This window comes from Pedobacter sp. NO84 (assembly GCF_059703915.1).
Genome location: NZ_AP046575.1, coordinates 2176074 through 2191969, shown reverse-complemented (window position 1 = coordinate 2191969; position 15896 = coordinate 2176074). Strand labels below are relative to the sequence as shown.

The window sequence follows — 15896 nt, the reverse complement described above, 5'->3', positions numbered from 1 at the left end:
TAAGTTACAATTTATTACAAATTTTGAATATAGAATATTTCATAGCAAGGCGGATTGCCATAAAATCTGAGCGCACATTTTCAAAGCTCATCGTACGCATTGCTATTGCAGGCGTAATGCTCAGTCTTGCGGTAATGATTCTTTCTATCGCCATAATTAAAGGATTTAAAACAGAAATCCAGGATAAGGTACGAGGGTTTATTGGTGATGTACAGATTTACCGTTATGATTTGAACGGCTCCTTTGAGAAATCGCCTTTTGTACCTAATGATTCGACCATTAACTACCTCAAGAATAATAAATCTGTTCAATTTTACTACCCATTTGCTACCAAACCCGCTATTATTAGTGCCAATGGCGAAGTAGAAGGAATTAATTTTAAAGGTATAGACCAAACATACAATTGGAGTTTTATTAAAAAACACCTCATAAGTGGTCGAATAATTAATTTTAAGGATACTACGGTTAATCAATTATTGGTTTCGGAGTATACGGCAAAGCGCTTGCAGCTTAAAGTTGGTGATGGGTTCTTGATGCATTTTATTACAAATCCGCCAAAGCGGAGAAAATTTCAGGTTGTTGGGATCTATACCGTGGGGATCGAGAACATTGATAAAGGCTTTGTATTAGGCAATATTAACGTCATAAGAAGCGTAAATAACTGGGCCCCAGATCAAATGGGAGGGATGGAAGTGCGGATAAGGGATTTTACTCAATTGAAGACTGTATCGGATGATATTTATGCCAATCTGGAATTAAAACTAAGATCGCGTTCTGTTCAAGAAAGTACACCAGAGATTTTTACCTGGCTTTCTTTGCTCGATGTAAATACTAAAGTGCTGTTGGTACTGATGATGATCGTTGGAGTAATTAATATGATTACTGCTCTTCTGATTATGATATTAGAAAAAACCACAATGATTGGCCTCTTAAAATCAATGGGTATTTCTGACTTTAGTGTAATGCAGATCTTCCTGTACAATGCAGTTTACCTAGTAGGGATTGGATTGATTTTAGGTAATTTACTTGGATTAGGCGTCTACTATCTCCAAGATAAAACACATCTCCTTAAGCTAAACCAAACAAATTATTACCTCGATTATGTGCCTATGGAAGTACATTTGGTTGATGTACTGATGTTAAATATAACCACAATCATTGTTTGCCTTTTTGTACTGCTCATTCCTTCTTTATTGGTAAGTAGGATTAGTCCGCTAAAAGCGATTAGGTTCAAGTAATTAGCTAATTATTCAATAAGCTAATTAGCTAATGTTGATCATTCGATGGTAATCCAATTCGCCTGCTCTAAACCTGCAAAAGCCGTGCGTGTGGGTAAATTTAAGTAAGGATAGGTTACTTTCGAGAGGTATAATCCAGTAGGATGTGCCGGTTCTAACATTGCGGGGGTTACCCTTGAAATCAACATCGCTTCAAATTCAGCTACGCTCATGTTTCCGCTCCCTATTTTTAGCAGTTTTCCGGTAATAATTCTGATCATTTTACCTAAAAAACGATTTGATGCAATGTGGAAACGAATTTGATCGCCCTTTTTTGTGCTGTATAATTGCGCCTCCATAACATTGCAAATGGTATGCTCATTTTTATCGGGAGTGGTACAAAAAGCTCTATAATCTTTATATTTAGGCAATAAGTCTACCGCTTTTTTCATTTCGTTCAAATCAAGATCCGCAATTTCGTAATACGAGCTGAGCTGGTTCAGAAATGGATCTTTATGAGTGTGGATGTAATAATCGTACCTACGTTGCACAGCATCAAAGCGGGCATGCGGCTTTCCTTCCAAAGGGATGATATCAAAAATCGCTATGCTATGCGGCAAGAGCTTGTTAAGCCTAAATTTGAGGTCGAAATCCCAAGCATGGTCTATGTCTGCATGAAAAAAGAACTGACTTGCATTTACTCCTGCATCGGTTCTTCCACAGCCATTAATAGTTATTGGGTTTTTAAAAACCTGCGAGAGCTTACTTTCGATCACTTCCTGTACACTATAAACTTTTGGCTGTCTTTGCCAACCACTAAAGCTATGGCCATAGTAGGCGATGTGGAAGAAGTACCTCATGGGATAAAGATAGGGCTTTAACTTTAGTGTAAAAACAAGTTTCTACTTCGTGATCAAGAGCAGAGTGCTGGGGCAATCTTTATCATTATTAATGCCCACACAGCAATCAGACTTTTTTCATGATTTATTGGTTTTTGAATTTTAAAGATTGGACAAACGAAACGAAAGTTTTGCTATCCTCAGCATTATCTTTATCACCAACATAGTCTACTAGGAACATGTAATACCCACTCGGAATAATTAAAATCTTTTTTGTAACCTCTAAATTCCTATTACCACCTTTAATGGTATAATTTCCAGAAAAATAGTAGGATGGAATACTATCCACCAAAATTTGTTGTGTCTGTTCAGCTACGGTAAAGTCTGGAAAGAGCTTCCTTAACCTATCAATATATAAGCTTAGGTAATTTTTGTATTTGACAAAAGATTCCTGTTTTTTACTACTAACACCAATATTTAATGTGCTATTTACCCCATCATATGTGTTTGTTTCATATTTCTGGAGTCCAGCAATTAAAATATAAGCAAAGGTTGATTATACCATTTCTATCCACCCTTTTTTGCGTGTTAGGATCGGTTTTTATATCAAATGGTTTAAATTCTCTGGTTATCCAGCTTTGCGGACTAGTAAAACTAATTCCGTATGCCGTATCCAAATACACCTTTTGCGCCCATCCATTTGCCGAAAGCCCTACTATACAAATGATCAAAAAACTATATCTCTTCATTAATTCCCAATTTTTATAGATTGAACCAATGATTCGAAGGTCTTAAGGTCATCCACATTATCTTTCTCAGAAAGATAGTCCACTTCAAAAAGATACTTGCCATAGGGAATGTAGATCATCATTTTAGTAGCCCCAAAAATGTCATCACTGCCTTTTATGGTATAATGTCCTGAGAAATAATAAGACGTGATATTGCTCACCAGTACCTGTTGTGGATTATCTAATATGACAAAGTCGGGAAAAAGTTGTTTTAAACCATTCGTCATTTGGTACAGATCATCTTCGTATTGAATTTGTGATTTCTGGAAATTATTACTCACGCTAATCCTTATTGTTCCATTCACCCCACTGTAGGTATTTACTTCGTGTTTATAATACCAAGCAAGCAGTTTGTAGATATAGGGAGTTTTAACGCCTTTTATAATTACTTCTTCCTTACTTGGCTTGGCTTTTTTCTTATCGGGCTTAAATTGTTTCGCTATCCAATTTGGTGGCTGTATAAAACTGATGCCAAATACGGTGTCTACATAAATTTTTTGCGCATTGGCATTAATAGAAAATCCAATTAATAGACCAATGAATAAAAATCTTAACCTCTTCATTATCTATTCATTTTAGCGAGTTTCTTCAGTCCCAAGCAGCAACCATAATGCAAACCATCATGCGATACAATAAACGTTACCGCATCTTTTATACTGCTTAGTTCCAAACCGGGATAGGTAGAAATGGTGTAAGGGCTAAAATTATCAAATTTAGGGGTTTGTAAATCCAGCTCGAGCTGATCGATCGTGCTTAAAAGGTAACCTTTCATTTTAGTGATCTCTTCTTCACTAAGGTATTTTTCTGGTTTTGATCCGTTCTTATAAACGTCTACCAATTCGTCTTCAATCAAGAGCTTATTTCCCGAAAGTCTGTAGCATAAAAGCTGTTGACTAACCACGATATGACCGATCTGCCATGCCAAATTATTGTTAAAACCCGTGGGGATATGGTTCATCTCAGCGATGCTTAATTCTTGTACTAAAGTTAGTAATTTGTTTCTTGATGCCTTAATTACGGCTATTAGTTTTTCCATTGTATATACGCCTCGCGGATGATTACACCGATTTTTTAATGATTACACCGATTTGATGCAAATTGTAAACTGTTAATTTCCTAAGTTAATTACTCCACAAATCCAAACTTTAGTCTCCACGCTCCCAACTGAAAACTGATAACTGAAAATTGTCAACCGCCCTATTTCCTTCCCAACCACATCAACCCATCAATTATCATTTTATTTTGTATTTCGTTCTCAAAGGTTTGGGAGAGTGATGTAGTAAATTTATTGTATTTATGTTCATAATCCATATCGTTATGGCCCATATTCACATAGATCATTCTGTACTTTTTATTGGTCCAAACTACAGGATAATATCCGCTGTGCCAAATTTCATAGGTTTTTGGCCCAGTACCAAGAGGGAAGCTGGTAGAATCTATAGCAAGCAATACCGTGATATCGGGGTTTTTCGTGAGGTCCTTTTCCCATCTATACCATTCATTAGGCTGTGATTTGAAGGTTTCTGGAAGTTTTTTAGTTGCCGGATGATTTTTATTTACCCTTAATATGGCAGATGTTGGTCGCCATGTATTACTGCCGTATTGCCCTGAACCTAAAAACTCATCGTGGTACCAGTCCCAGTTCTGTGGAAATGCGGATGGTGATAATGCGAATGCAGCAAAATGAAAACCCATCCACGCACCTCCATTTTTCATATAAGTTTCGAATGCTGCTCTTTGTTCTGGAACTTCAGGGCGGGTATCCAAAAATAGTACCACTTGGTATTTAGCTAAAAAAGCAGCATTTAAGTTGCTCCAATTGGCAGTGGAGTCGTAGCTAAAGCCATATTTTTCAGCCATTTTTGGAAAAAATTTATTGGCTTCATGTACATAGCTCACATGTGCCTGATCATTTTTTCCGGTGTAAAAGGCGATTACCTTAAACTTCGGTGTTTTTTGAGCCATAGCACAGCTGATGCTAACTAGACTAAAAACAACTAAAATCAGAATCTTTTTTAGGGTATTCATGAAGAGATATTTTAAAGGTTAAATCAAACGCTCATCGCTTCGCGCCCACCGACAATCGCTTTGCGCTTAACGCCCAATGCTAATCGCTTTGCGCTTATTTCGCATTCTTCACATAAGTGTCCAACCAAGTATTCATTTCCCACAGCATGTGCAGCAAGTTTTCCTTTCCACGATAACCATGCGCTTCGTAGGGTAGGTATACAAACCGTGTGGTACCTCCAAAACCTTTTATGGCATTAAATAACCGTTCGCTGTTAATCGGAAAAGTGCCTGGGTTATCATCCATCTCACCATGAATTAACAATAAAGGTGTTTTAATCTTGTTGGCATAACTAAATGGGCTCATTTCATAATATAACTGAGGTGCATCCCAATAGGTGCGATCTTCGTTTTGAAACCCAAAAGGAGTTAGAGTTCTATTGTAGGCACCACTTCTGGCGATACCTGCTTTGAACAAGTTGGTATGGGCCAATAAATTAGCTGTCATAAATGCACCATAGCTATGTCCACCCACTGCCATCCGGTTTCTATCGCCAACACCCATGCTGCTCAATTTGTTTATCGCAGCTTCTGCATTTAACTGCAGCTGTTCTACAAATGTATCGTTAGGTTTTTTATCTCCAATTGCTACGATTGGCATTTCGGCATTGTCTAAAACCGCGTATCCCTGAGTTACAAAAAATAAGGGTCCACCTGAACTTATAGTGGTGAATTTATCTTGAGAGCCTCTAATTTGGGCGGCATCAGCTGCAGAGTTAAATTCGCGTGGGTACGCCCAGATCAATACGGGAAGCGAACCATCTTTTTCCTTATTATATCCTTTAGGAAGATATAGGTCGCCGGTAAGATCAATTCCATCAGCTCGTTTATAAGAGATTTTTTGTTTGCTTACCCCTTCTAACTGGGTATAAGGATTGGTGAAGTGAGTAAGCTGAACATCGGCTATCCTTAGCATCAAATTCTTAATAAAGTAGTTTGGTACAGCGGTTTGGCTTTCCCTGCGAGTTAATAAGGTTAATTTTTGCGGATCCAACACATCGGTAACCACTTCAAAACTTCCTTCTTGGCTCCTCCATAAAATTTCGGATTTTTTAGTATTGAGGTCAAATTTTGCCAAGAAAGGTAGATCGCCTTTGGCAGAAGCCCCGGTAGGATTGTTTAATAAAAGTTTAGTACCATTATCGGTTGTTAAGATTACCTGTCGACCGAATTTATTTTTTTCGGTTATCGGAAACCCTGGATTGTTGTACGCATCATTTGTACTTAATTCATAAAGTGTTTCTAATGCACCTGTAGTAGGATTGAAACGGCTTAATCTTGAGGTTTGTTTAGTTCTTGAATTTTCTCTAACCAACGCTAAAGTGGCATCGCCCCAACTGGTTCCGCTATAACGCATTTTGGTCTTGAAAAGTTCTTTCGGAGTACCATTAAAAGGGGCCGACAATTCTACTACGGCATCATGATATGGTACATTTTTTTTAATGAGACCGCTATCCAATGGGTTGGCCCAAACCAGGGTTGCCGCTTCATCATCCCGCCAATCAAAACCTCTTGGCACATTTTGCACGTTATCATTACCAGATGGCCTCACTTCGGTTGAGGGCAGGTCGGCCAACATTTTAACTACTTTTCCCGTCCTGTCGGTAATGTTTATCACCGATGGGAAACCTCCTGCTGATACCAAATAAGAGAATGGTTTTTTAATGGTACGCACCATCATATAATTTTTATCAGGCGATAAGCTTACACCGCTATAAATTGCGGGCTTCCCAATTAAAGTTTCCACTCCGTTTTTATTTTGCACTAGTTGGGATGTAGCAAAAAACTCGAACAACTGCTCATCAAATGGCGATTTGATCAAATCCTGTAATGTTGCATTGGGTGCTGCCTTCCCTAAATTTTGTTGAACAGTTGGCCCTTTGGGCATCAATGGGCGGGTAGGCGCTAAATTAGCAGCTTTTGTAATGGTTCTATAAAGAACGGTATTTTCATCAACCCATGTTGCGCCTCCATTACCCATTATGGCGTTAAGTGGCTGTTTGTTCATCTTGGTAGCCTTTCCTGTTGCAACATCGATTATATAGAGATCCACCTTGGTTTGAGAAGTATGAGTAATGGAAATTTTGGTTTCATTGGGGCTCCAATTTACATTTCCGCCATATAACGGACTAGGCAAACCGGTAACCGCAACAGTTTTGCCTGTTTTAATATTTTTTAAGCTAAAACTATTGATAAAAGTTTGGCGGCTAGGAGAATAATTGTTTGGATTTATGCGCATCCCCGCAATGCGGTATTCGGGCATCGCTAACTCTTCTACCGAAGGATACGAATTTCTTTCGCTTAGTAACATCCATTGGGCTTTACTATCGATGCTTACACTTGGCGTTGGTTTAGCAAGGAGAAGATCGGCAATCGCCTTTGGAGGCATTTGATAATTTATTGCGTCTTGGGCAAAAGTGCCAAAGCTTAAAGCAAGAAAGAATAGGTTTAGGATAATTTTTTTCATTGTAATTCTGTAAGGTTCCTTAGGGCTAACTTACGGATATTTGAAATAAATTATCACATGTATCAAAAATTTGATAGTGATTCTGCTTTATCTAATTTTAGAAACTGAGAGTACCGGCATCGGATTAACTTTAGCGGTTGGAGGTGGATTTACCTCATATATATTGTCCATGTGAATTAAGTACTGTGATCCATTTAGCTTAATTATCGCTTCCTTGTCATCGCATATTTCAAAACACAATTGAACGGTCTGTTCATTTCTTCTATCATTAAATTTAAGTTTAACATAAGAAATGCCAGATGTAATGCAGAAGAAATTAGGAGGACAGCGGTGATCTACAAATTCAATTAGCGTAACTGTGGCTCCAGTACCATTTTCAGGCATAGCTATAGTTTCGTTTAATTTAACCTTATAAATTCCTGATAAATCAGAATCGGAATCCTTTTCACAAGAGAGCAATAAAAAAGAGAATAAAAAGATTAAAATAATGGGGGCAACTTGTTTTTTCATGGCTTTATAATTTAATTTCAATTCCTATTGCTTATAGATTTTATGGCGCTAGGAGAGATAGTTTATTTTTTCACTTTTCTATTTTTTTAGTTGGATTGCCGAAACTAAACTTAAGATTTAAACCAGCAGAATTGATCTTTAAATTTTTCTCGCCCATATAGCCAATAACTGGTTTAAAATAAGGCTCGAAAATGAGGTTATTTGATTTTCCGATACGTTGATTTATGCCAATGGCGAAAATGGCGCTATTTGCAAGGTTAAATCCTTTGAATTTGCTTTTTTCTGTCTCTTCGCGATCAAATTTAGAGTTGCTCAACAAAGAAGAAGCAGTGATAATGGTATAGGTAAAGTCATACTTTTGCGCAAAGTAAGAATTTGAGTTTAGACCGGTTGAGATGTAGAGATTTTGCTTCCTTGTAGGATAGAATTTCAAAGAAATCGGTAAATCTAAACTTAATAATTGTGCATTGAGCTGAACATTGGATACCACTCCTGATTGGAGGAGATATGCCGAGCCCGGGTTAACAATGCTATAGCTGTTTGGTGCAGCAGATAGATCAGCCTGTAGCTTTTTTGAGCCCGAATTTGGCGTATAGTTTTGGTAAGAAATCTTATTTTGGCTAACTCCTGCCCCTACGCTCAGGTATAGACTCTTAGAAATTTTGACATTAGCATTTAAACCAAAGCCTGCATTTACTTTTATGTCATTATCATCATAATAATTTAAAAATGTGCCCGTAAAAACTTCGTATGAATTTTTAAAGTTCCTATTCTTTTTATCTTTTTGCTTAACCTTTGCAGCAGCTATTTTTGATTGTTCGTTTAAAAATTCTTCTGTGGTTTTTTTAGGTTGAAGAGGAACAGCTGGTTCTTTCTCTATGATTTTTGCCACCTGCACATCCTTTTCTGCACTGAGGGCAGAATCCATTTTAGTACCATCCAGCTTAACTTGGGCGGCGGGGTTAGTGATTTGCTGATTGCCAGATAACTGTTGGTTAAGCGTAGGGACTTCTATTTTTGTGATGATGCTAAGATTTGGTTTAATCTGAACCTTGTTTAACTGTGGATTAATCTTCAGACTTTCAATTTCTGTTAGAACAATGGCATTTGGAGCTTTAGTGATGGGTAGTGGGAGGGGTAGCTGACTTTCATTTTTGTTTAAGAAAAGGTTTTGGTTAGGCAATCCTTTATTTTCTAGTAGATTAAGTTTCCCGTTAACGATCAGTGGACTAGTTTGTATGATTGATTGTTCTTGAGTTTGGGCTTTTATATTTTCTGAGCTTTTTTGAGTAGCAACTTGGTGATCTATAATTACCTTGCCCTTTTTAGCTGTGCTTTCAGGCTGTACAACAGATTTTTCAATAATAGGCTTAGGCGCTTGCTGCTGCTCTACAATAGATTGGCTGATTTCTGGTTGAGGTGCAGGTTTTTCGAAGAACCATAACCCACCAATAAGCATTAAGCTTGCCGCAATTCCTATAAACCAATAAAGCGGAAACTTTCTGCTCGGTTCTTCTGGATATTTGGTACGAAGCATAGCCCATCCGATATCACTTTGCCCGTCGTCAAAATGATCGAAAACTGTTCTAATCTGTAAACTTAATTCTTCATCTAGATCCATCATCTTTTATAAATTGAATGCGTGATTAATAATTGTTGCAAAATTTGCTTCGCCCTGCTTAGATAAGTCCGAGAAGAACTTTCTGGAATATTTAGTAGGCTTGCAATTTCCTTATGTGTGTAACCGTCTATTTCGTATAGATTAAAAACCAAATGTTGAAGCTCATTTAAATTTTTCATCAGGCCCAAAATATCCTTAACCGATAGTTTCTCTATTCCAGAAACATAAGTGGTTTGAGGGTTGGTATCGGTAAGTTCAATAGCTTGATTAAATCGCATATTTTTTCGCTTATAATCGAGAGAGGTGTTAACCAGAATTTTTCTGAACCAAGCCTTAAAATCAGCATCTTGCTTAAACGTGTGTATAGCCTTGAAGACCTTAATAAACGAATCGTTTACGGCCTCCAGCGCATCATCCCTGTTAATAAGGTATCTCAAACAAACACCCATGGCATATCCATAAAACAGCTTATACAGCTGCTCTTGAGAAGGTAAGTGTGTTTTTTTGCACCTGTTGATCAGTTCGGATACTTCCGTTGTCTGTTGCGGCATCTATATAATTCGTTTTTTCATTCTTTAAGTATACGTCTTAACCTATATTGATAGGTATTTATAAAATCGCCGGGCTGTGGTACATATTTTGTTAAAATTAAACTGTCGCCTAAAGCCTCAAAAGTGTACGATCCGTTTAACAACAGTTCAGCATCAAAATTTGGCGGCCAAGTATTTTTGTCCTCGAAAGTAACAGTTTTTTTATCGTTCAGTGTAAAAACACCACTCCCTAATTTCACTCCTTTATAAACCTCGAAATTTCTGTTGTTTAGGGTGATTTCTGATCTACTGGTTTCTGTTTTGTTTTGATAAGTGGCCTTAAAAGTGCCAATGTAGGGGCCCTGGAAATCCATGGCATTGTTTGGTTTCTCGCAAGCAGCGCATAGCATAACCAGCGCTGAAATGTAAATTAGTTTCTTCATATAAGGGATTTTTAATCCTATACGTTGGCCATACCTCCAACGCTACATTAAAAATGAAAAAATATTGGTTTAAGGGAATGGCGTTGCCTATCTAGCTAGACAAAAATGTATTTTTTCTTTCCAGAACATTTATCTCAATTTTAAAATTTAAATGTGTCTATCGGTTTGACAATCTGATTGCCAATGTGTTAATTGTTCTTTCCCAGACTTTGTCGATCCCGTATTGAAAAAAATTATTTTCGGCATTTAAAGGTATTTATTTCGAGAATATCATAATAAATGTGGTAAATCACTTTGACAAACCCGTGTGGGTTAATTGCCTGTGCAGTTAACCTTTTTATTTTGTGTAAATTTGACCCATTATCCATTAACATAGATTTAAAAGTGTCTTTAGAGCAATTAAAATTAAGTAAGCCCCTAGTTTCTGCAATGACCGCTGCAGGTTATTTAAGTCCGAAAGAAATCCAGGCCAAAACCATGACCAGAATTTTAGGCGGACAAGATATTATTGCTATCGGTCCAGAAGGAAGCGGAAAAACAACAACCTATGTTTTGGGCGTGCTGATGAGGCTTAAATATGGCTTTGAAGAAGCTCCAAGAGCACTCATATTAGTGCCAACCAAAGAGAGGGTTTTAGAGGTAATTGAGCAGTTCGAATTGTTAAATAGAAATGAAACCATCCGGATTGTGGGTATCCACGCAGATGGAAGCATGGAAACACAGATAAACGAAATTACCGATGGTGTTGATATTGTTGTGGCGGTACCTTCTAGAGCTAGGGCGGTGTACCTGAAATTAGGACTTAACACAAATAAAATTCAACTTTTTGTTGTTGATGATGCTGCTGAAATGGTAAAATTAGGGATGCAATTGCCGATTGTGGAATTAGCCAACAGTATTCAAAAATGTCAACATCTAATATTTACAGATGTGCTTCATGATCGATTAAACACTATGATTGCGCCATTTATGAAGTTGCCGTTTACAATAGAAGTTGAAGATCTTGGCGAAACTGAAACTGCAACGCATACCCAACTTTTATATCACGTTCCCAATTTCAGAACCAAATTAAACTTATTAAATCTCTTACTTAAAGATACTGAAGTATTTGATAAGGTAGTGGTTTTTGTAAATACCCGTTTAACTGCTCAAACCCTTGCAAAAGACCTATTTGATGGCAAGGCCGATGATGTATTTGTATTTAAGCCCTTGTTTTTTGATGAAGCTGGGTTTGATGACATTGAGGATTTTAAAGCGATTAGCGAAGCTCGGGTATTAATTGTAGCCAATGAAGGATTAAATGCAATGAATTTGGACAACATTCCCTTTATTTTCCATTTCGAACTTCCGGTTCAAAAAGAGACCTACCTCAATAGAATAATTAAACAGGGTGATGAAGATGTTGTTGCCATTACGTTTACAACAGATCTGGAACTTCCGCAGGTGCGTAAAATTGAACAGGCAATCGGAAAGAAAATAGAAGTTGCTGATCTGCCAGAAGATTTGCTGATTGAAGAAGTTACCAAAGCATCATTGCAAAAAAGTAAACTACTTAAGGAACAGGAAGACGAAGAATCTTTCCGCGATGCTGCATTCCATAAGCGCAAGGATAGCAATTCAAAAACCTCAAATTTCGGAATAGGGCAGAAAGCGATCATGAATAAGAAAAAGAAACATTAATCAGCTAATTATTGATTAATACTGCTTTCTTTTCCATTTTTTCCGCATAGGCACTTGGGAAAATGGCATGTTTGTTTTTCGCCATTTTTTCCATAAGTTCTTTAATGTGTTCCTGAACCTTTATCGGTAAGGTGTAAAATGCAGCATCCACCTGTGTTTTTCTCAACCCATCAGTTAAACTATTTTGATGCCTTAGTGCAACTTTTTGGCCCTTATAATAAATTAATAGTTTAGCACGACCATCTTCATAGCCATTGCTGCCAAAAGTTCCGTAAACGATGATGGGATCAATTAAGCCATCATTATCTAGATCATTAAATTCGCAATATTTTGTCCAGAACCAAATCGAGCTCTCTTTCTCAACCCCTTTTTCAGTGGGTAGTCTAAAATCATTTATCTCCCATTTTTTAAGCGCAATGCCTTTATCTACTTTGAAGTTGAATGCTTTTATGGTGTAGTTAACAGTATCTTTTTCCTTGTTAATCGTATCGGCGCTTTCTGTTAATGCAACATAGTAAGTTCCGCTCTTGTCCGAATAGGTGTAGGCCCTAAAAATTGGGAAATTGATCAGGTTTTTTTTCTTGAAGGTGGACGTAAAAAATCCTTCTGTTTCTTCTTTTGTTAGCTTACTGCTACTAGATGAGCTAGTTTGTGCATTAGCGCTTATGACCATGATACCCAGCAAAAAAATAACCACGATTTTTTTCATGCCCAAATATAATAACAACGTGCAATTAATGGGTGATTTTTTTGAAAAGGTACTGGTTAAGCTATAGCAGGCTAATTCTCGTCCTTCAACGCATTGATATCTTTGATCAACTGCATAATCTCCAAATCCAAAGTCCCATTATATATTCCACGGATTCGTTTGTTTTTATCAATAAGCAAGAAATGTTCGGTATGCAAGAAATTGGTACTGTCTTTGGTAAAACCTAAATCTTCTTCGGCAAAATAAGATTGGCGGGCTAGCTTATAGATTTCGGCCCTACTTCCCGTTAATAAATGCCAATTTGGATTGGTGATTTGATATCGTTCTGCGTATTTCTTTAAAATCTCTACACTATCTAACCATGGAGTAACGCTGTAAGAGAGTAGGACTACGTTTTTATCCTCGTTAAATACGGAATCAATCTTTTTCATATTACTGGTCATTATTGGACAAATGCTGCCACAACTCGTAAAAAAGAAATCTGCCACGTGGATTTTTCCTTCTATTGTAGTTTGTGTAATGGTTTTTCCCTCCTGGTTTTTAAAAGCAAAATTTGCAATTTGGTGAGGTACCAGTTTAGGCAATTGCTGGGTATCACTTACAAATAACGGAGTAAAATTTGGCGTGTTATAATAAGGTAGTTTCTCTTGCTCAGTCTTGCCATTACAAGACAAAATCATGCTACTAATGCTTAATAAACACGCTATCCGCAACATTAATGCAGTTTTTTGTGCCCAATAATCCATATCTTCTGTTGTTTTTGATAACATAGTTTGCACGTATTTTTCCATTGATCCAATACATTTTTTGAGAGCCGCTTTCATATCCCTTTTCGTAATGAAATTCTTTAAATAAGGCGCCAGTTTCATACCATTCTTTGTTTACACCATTAAATTCATCGTTATCAAATTCATATGTAAATTTTAATTTACCATTTGGCCACCATGCTTTATGTACGCTTACTTTTTTCCCTGCACTATAATATCTTTCTTCTGCCAGGATATGGTTAGGATACCATTTTTTGATAAGGCCTTCTTCAAGTCCGGCGTAATAGGGTTTTACAACAGCAGTGTCTCCGCTCGGATACAGTAAGTATTGGTATCCAGAAAATGGTTTTTGCTGATAATAAACGGTATCCTGATGATATCGAAAATTAGCATCGTTTACATCTTTAAAAAACAAGGGCACTGTTTCTACTGTCTTTTGCTCGTGTAGAGCGAATTTATCCTTATAAAATACCACAAGGAACAACGCAAATGCTGCAATGAAATAGAGTTTAGCCGTAGTGCTCATTTAATAGCTTACTGTACCTGAAGTTCCATAAAAGCCCGCTCCATTTAAGTAAGGGGCATCGGTAGAAAAATGATAATGGTAAATCCCCGCAGGATAATCAGCTGTAACGCTGGTATGACCATGGTAAGCATCTAAGCTCGCAGTAGCAACAGTGGTGCCATTTTCTTTTGGACCGTACACAGGGAAACCATCTAAGAGAAATCCCATCAGTGCATCGGAACCTTTTGTGGCGGTTAATTTAATTGGTTCTACATGATAATGGTATCTTGAGCCTGGGTCTGGGTGGCCATAACCCTGATCAAAACTTACGATTTCGCCCCCTAGAGCAGCACCACCACCTGCATATTGATTGTATAAAGGAACCCCGTTTATTGCCACTCCGATGGGACCCATAGGCGTACTGGCATGCGTAGTGGCAACAACAGGATTTAAAGGAATTTTAAATGTATAGGCTGTTGAAACCATGCTATTAGGATTCTTCGAAAAGGTATTCCCTCCAAAAGTTATCCCATTAAATGCTTCGTACAACGCATTATTGGTTGCATAATAAGCACTTTTATGATCAGGAAGTCCGTTGCTCTTAATTGTTATATAACTTCCATCTGAGGTAATGCTCGAAGCACCGTATATTTTCTTATAAACATCAGGAACCCCGCTACCAACGCTTGTAATTATCACGGGATTGGTTACCGTTGGCTCAGTTGTAGAGCCAGATTTTTTGCAGGCTAACATAATGATTACCAGTAGCAAGGTAATGAACGAGTTTAAGCAAATAGATTTCATGATCAGCGAGTTAATTAGTGGATTTAAGTTTAAGATTGGGTTTTAATGATTAGACGATCTATCTTCTTTAAATCCTTCGCTTAACCGAAAAATAATTACGGATGTGGCTGTGGCCTTGCCTCTTGCTCATTTGGAGGTGGCGCCATCCCGGGCTCTCTACCCAAAGGTGGACGGTTAGGAGGCCCCGGACCATGATGAGGCATCGCCATCAATTCGGTTACCTGATTAATGATAGCATCAAATTTCTTTTTTTGTTCATCATTACACATTCCCCTTACCTTTTCAAAGTGATGAAGTGTAATAAGATCTAATTGCTCTGTATAGGTACTAATTACCTTTGCAGCTGCTAATTTGGAACTATCACTCAAATCGGGTTTGGATAATAAGCTAAAGAAATTATCCTTTGCATCTTTAAGCTTATCGCGTATCGGGCGGATGGCTTCTTGGTGCTGTTGTGCCAATGCCATAAACTGCTCTTCTTGAGCCTTAGTAAAATGGAGTTCGTGGATAATAAACTTAGCTGGACCGCCCATTGATTGTGGGGGGCGGCTTTTTTTGTCGACCCAAAAAACCACAATCGAAGCAAGATTGACCACTAGCAATAACGCTACTACCAGCGTAAACCATTTTTTATATGCAATCTGTTCCATTTTTTTTTAATAAGATGAAATATGTTGATCATACGCACTGGCAAAGCTTTCTATCGAAGAAGTTTCTGCCACTTTTATAGATTTGTTTTGTTGTATTAATATGAACGCGTTTGCCAGTAAAAAAAGCAATAAAGTACTGATCATCCACATTGGTTTTAGTGGGAAGTTCCAAGTAGACTGGGCCTGTTCATTTTCTAAACGAGTAATTAATCGATTATAGAAAAAGTCTTTCGGTTCAGCAGCCTTTATTCCCGCTAAGCTTTCTAGATACAGATCTATTATAGGTTCATTTTCCATTG

At 37.5% G+C, this 15896-nt stretch carries 19 protein-coding genes; 2 read left to right on the top strand and 17 right to left on the bottom strand.

Features of this window, described 5'->3' with window-relative positions; all coding sequences use genetic code 11:
• Window positions 1–23: 23 nt before the first annotated feature.
• Complete coding sequence (locus AC6H0V_RS09390; protein WP_497559932.1) at window positions 24–1238, top strand: ABC transporter permease; 1215 nt, start codon at window positions 24–26, stop codon at window positions 1236–1238.
• Window positions 1239–1276: 38 nt separating this feature from the next.
• Here the strand turns inward: AC6H0V_RS09390 and truA are convergent, their stop codons facing one another.
• From truA to AC6H0V_RS09335, 11 genes are all read right to left on the bottom strand, one after another.
• Window positions 1277–2077, bottom strand: a complete 801-nt coding sequence (truA, locus tag AC6H0V_RS09385; RefSeq protein ID WP_497559931.1) for a tRNA pseudouridine(38-40) synthase TruA — start codon at window positions 2075–2077, stop codon at window positions 1277–1279.
• 124 nt (window positions 2078–2201) lie between these two features.
• Complete coding sequence (locus tag AC6H0V_RS09380) at window positions 2202–2405, bottom strand: hypothetical protein (protein ID WP_497559930.1); 204 nt, start codon at window positions 2403–2405, stop codon at window positions 2202–2204.
• Between the two features lie 163 nt (window positions 2406–2568).
• Window positions 2569–2805, bottom strand: a complete 237-nt coding sequence (locus AC6H0V_RS09375; RefSeq protein ID WP_497559929.1) for a hypothetical protein — start codon at window positions 2803–2805, stop codon at window positions 2569–2571.
• Window positions 2805–3407: a hypothetical protein gene (locus AC6H0V_RS09370; RefSeq protein WP_497559928.1), complete on the bottom strand. Its 603-nt coding sequence runs from the start codon at window positions 3405–3407 to the stop codon at window positions 2805–2807. The genes AC6H0V_RS09375 and AC6H0V_RS09370 overlap by 1 nt, the downstream gene beginning before the upstream one ends.
• On the bottom strand, window positions 3407–3880 hold the full coding sequence (locus AC6H0V_RS09365) for a DinB family protein (RefSeq protein ID WP_497559927.1): 474 nt from the start codon (window positions 3878–3880) through the stop codon (window positions 3407–3409). Before AC6H0V_RS09365 ends, AC6H0V_RS09370 begins: the two co-directional genes overlap by 1 nt.
• Before the next feature lie 161 nt (window positions 3881–4041).
• On the bottom strand, window positions 4042–4872 hold the full coding sequence (locus AC6H0V_RS09360; RefSeq protein WP_497559926.1) for a ThuA domain-containing protein: 831 nt from the start codon (window positions 4870–4872) through the stop codon (window positions 4042–4044).
• 94 nt (window positions 4873–4966) lie between these two features.
• On the bottom strand, window positions 4967–7378 hold the full coding sequence (locus tag AC6H0V_RS09355) for an alpha/beta hydrolase family protein (RefSeq protein WP_497559925.1): 2412 nt from the start codon (window positions 7376–7378) through the stop codon (window positions 4967–4969).
• An 87-nt stretch (window positions 7379–7465) separates the two neighbouring features.
• Window positions 7466–7888: a hypothetical protein gene (locus tag AC6H0V_RS09350; protein ID WP_497559924.1), complete on the bottom strand. Its 423-nt coding sequence runs from the start codon at window positions 7886–7888 to the stop codon at window positions 7466–7468.
• A 70-nt stretch (window positions 7889–7958) separates the two neighbouring features.
• The gene (locus AC6H0V_RS09345; protein WP_497559923.1) at window positions 7959–9512 is read right to left on the bottom strand and encodes a hypothetical protein; all 1554 of its coding nucleotides are present in this window, start codon (window positions 9510–9512) and stop codon (window positions 7959–7961) included.
• Window positions 9509–10060: an RNA polymerase sigma factor gene (locus AC6H0V_RS09340; RefSeq protein ID WP_497559922.1), complete on the bottom strand. Its 552-nt coding sequence runs from the start codon at window positions 10058–10060 to the stop codon at window positions 9509–9511. The genes AC6H0V_RS09345 and AC6H0V_RS09340 overlap by 4 nt, the downstream gene beginning before the upstream one ends.
• A 17-nt stretch (window positions 10061–10077) precedes the next feature.
• The gene (locus AC6H0V_RS09335; protein WP_497559921.1) at window positions 10078–10482 is read right to left on the bottom strand and encodes a hypothetical protein; all 405 of its coding nucleotides are present in this window, start codon (window positions 10480–10482) and stop codon (window positions 10078–10080) included.
• A gap of 342 nt (window positions 10483–10824) precedes the next feature.
• On the opposite strand from AC6H0V_RS09335, the gene AC6H0V_RS09330 reads away from it, so the two are divergent.
• Window positions 10825–12162 carry a DEAD/DEAH box helicase gene (locus AC6H0V_RS09330; protein WP_497559920.1) on the top strand — a complete coding sequence of 446 codons (1338 nt, stop codon included), beginning with the start codon at window positions 10825–10827 and terminating at the stop codon, window positions 12160–12162.
• Between the two features lie 4 nt (window positions 12163–12166).
• Here the strand turns inward: AC6H0V_RS09330 and AC6H0V_RS09325 are convergent, their stop codons facing one another.
• The 6 genes from AC6H0V_RS09325 to AC6H0V_RS09300 form a co-directional block, all read right to left on the bottom strand.
• On the bottom strand, window positions 12167–12871 hold the full coding sequence (locus AC6H0V_RS09325) for a M949_RS01915 family surface polysaccharide biosynthesis protein (protein WP_497559919.1): 705 nt from the start codon (window positions 12869–12871) through the stop codon (window positions 12167–12169).
• A gap of 71 nt (window positions 12872–12942) precedes the next feature.
• Complete coding sequence (locus tag AC6H0V_RS09320; protein WP_497559918.1) at window positions 12943–13551, bottom strand: SCO family protein; 609 nt, start codon at window positions 13549–13551, stop codon at window positions 12943–12945.
• Window positions 13552–13555: 4 nt separating this feature from the next.
• Window positions 13556–14164 (bottom strand): toxin-antitoxin system YwqK family antitoxin, encoded by a 609-nt coding sequence (locus tag AC6H0V_RS09315; RefSeq protein ID WP_497559917.1) that lies wholly within the window; start codon window positions 14162–14164, stop codon window positions 13556–13558.
• Window positions 14165–14947, bottom strand: a complete 783-nt coding sequence (locus tag AC6H0V_RS09310; protein ID WP_497559916.1) for a YHYH protein — start codon at window positions 14945–14947, stop codon at window positions 14165–14167.
• 95 nt (window positions 14948–15042) lie between these two features.
• Window positions 15043–15597, bottom strand: coding sequence for a Spy/CpxP family protein refolding chaperone (locus AC6H0V_RS09305; protein WP_497559915.1), 555 nt, complete (start codon window positions 15595–15597; stop codon window positions 15043–15045).
• A gap of 6 nt (window positions 15598–15603) precedes the next feature.
• Complete coding sequence (locus tag AC6H0V_RS09300) at window positions 15604–15894, bottom strand: hypothetical protein (RefSeq protein ID WP_497559914.1); 291 nt, start codon at window positions 15892–15894, stop codon at window positions 15604–15606.
• Window positions 15895–15896 lie beyond the last annotated feature (2 nt).

Bases quoted from the DNA above. Each gene is read 5' to 3' on its own strand.
- truA (WP_497559931.1), bottom strand. From the start codon at position 2,077: ATGAGGTACTTCTTCCACATCGCCTACTATGGCCATAGCTTTAGTGGT.
- AC6H0V_RS09375 (WP_497559929.1), bottom strand. From the start codon at position 2,805: ATGAAGAGATATAGTTTTTTGATCATTTGTATAGTAGGGCTTTCGGCA.
- AC6H0V_RS09370 (WP_497559928.1), bottom strand. From the start codon at position 3,407: ATGAAGAGGTTAAGATTTTTATTCATTGGTCTATTAATTGGATTTTCT.
- AC6H0V_RS09365 (WP_497559927.1), bottom strand. From the start codon at position 3,880: ATGGAAAAACTAATAGCCGTAATTAAGGCATCAAGAAACAAATTACTA.
- AC6H0V_RS09360 (WP_497559926.1), bottom strand. From the start codon at position 4,872: ATGAATACCCTAAAAAAGATTCTGATTTTAGTTGTTTTTAGTCTAGTT.
- AC6H0V_RS09355 (WP_497559925.1), bottom strand. From the start codon at position 7,378: ATGAAAAAAATTATCCTAAACCTATTCTTTCTTGCTTTAAGCTTTGGC.
- AC6H0V_RS09350 (WP_497559924.1), bottom strand. From the start codon at position 7,888: ATGAAAAAACAAGTTGCCCCCATTATTTTAATCTTTTTATTCTCTTTT.
- AC6H0V_RS09345 (WP_497559923.1), bottom strand. From the start codon at position 9,512: ATGATGGATCTAGATGAAGAATTAAGTTTACAGATTAGAACAGTTTTC.
- AC6H0V_RS09340 (WP_497559922.1), bottom strand. From the start codon at position 10,060: ATGCCGCAACAGACAACGGAAGTATCCGAACTGATCAACAGGTGCAAA.
- AC6H0V_RS09335 (WP_497559921.1), bottom strand. From the start codon at position 10,482: ATGAAGAAACTAATTTACATTTCAGCGCTGGTTATGCTATGCGCTGCT.
- AC6H0V_RS09325 (WP_497559919.1), bottom strand. From the start codon at position 12,871: ATGAAAAAAATCGTGGTTATTTTTTTGCTGGGTATCATGGTCATAAGC.
- AC6H0V_RS09320 (WP_497559918.1), bottom strand. From the start codon at position 13,551: ATGATTTTGTCTTGTAATGGCAAGACTGAGCAAGAGAAACTACCTTAT.
- AC6H0V_RS09315 (WP_497559917.1), bottom strand. From the start codon at position 14,164: ATGAGCACTACGGCTAAACTCTATTTCATTGCAGCATTTGCGTTGTTC.
- AC6H0V_RS09310 (WP_497559916.1), bottom strand. From the start codon at position 14,947: ATGAAATCTATTTGCTTAAACTCGTTCATTACCTTGCTACTGGTAATC.
- AC6H0V_RS09305 (WP_497559915.1), bottom strand. From the start codon at position 15,597: ATGGAACAGATTGCATATAAAAAATGGTTTACGCTGGTAGTAGCGTTA.
- AC6H0V_RS09300 (WP_497559914.1), bottom strand. From the start codon at position 15,894: ATGGAAAATGAACCTATAATAGATCTGTATCTAGAAAGCTTAGCGGGA.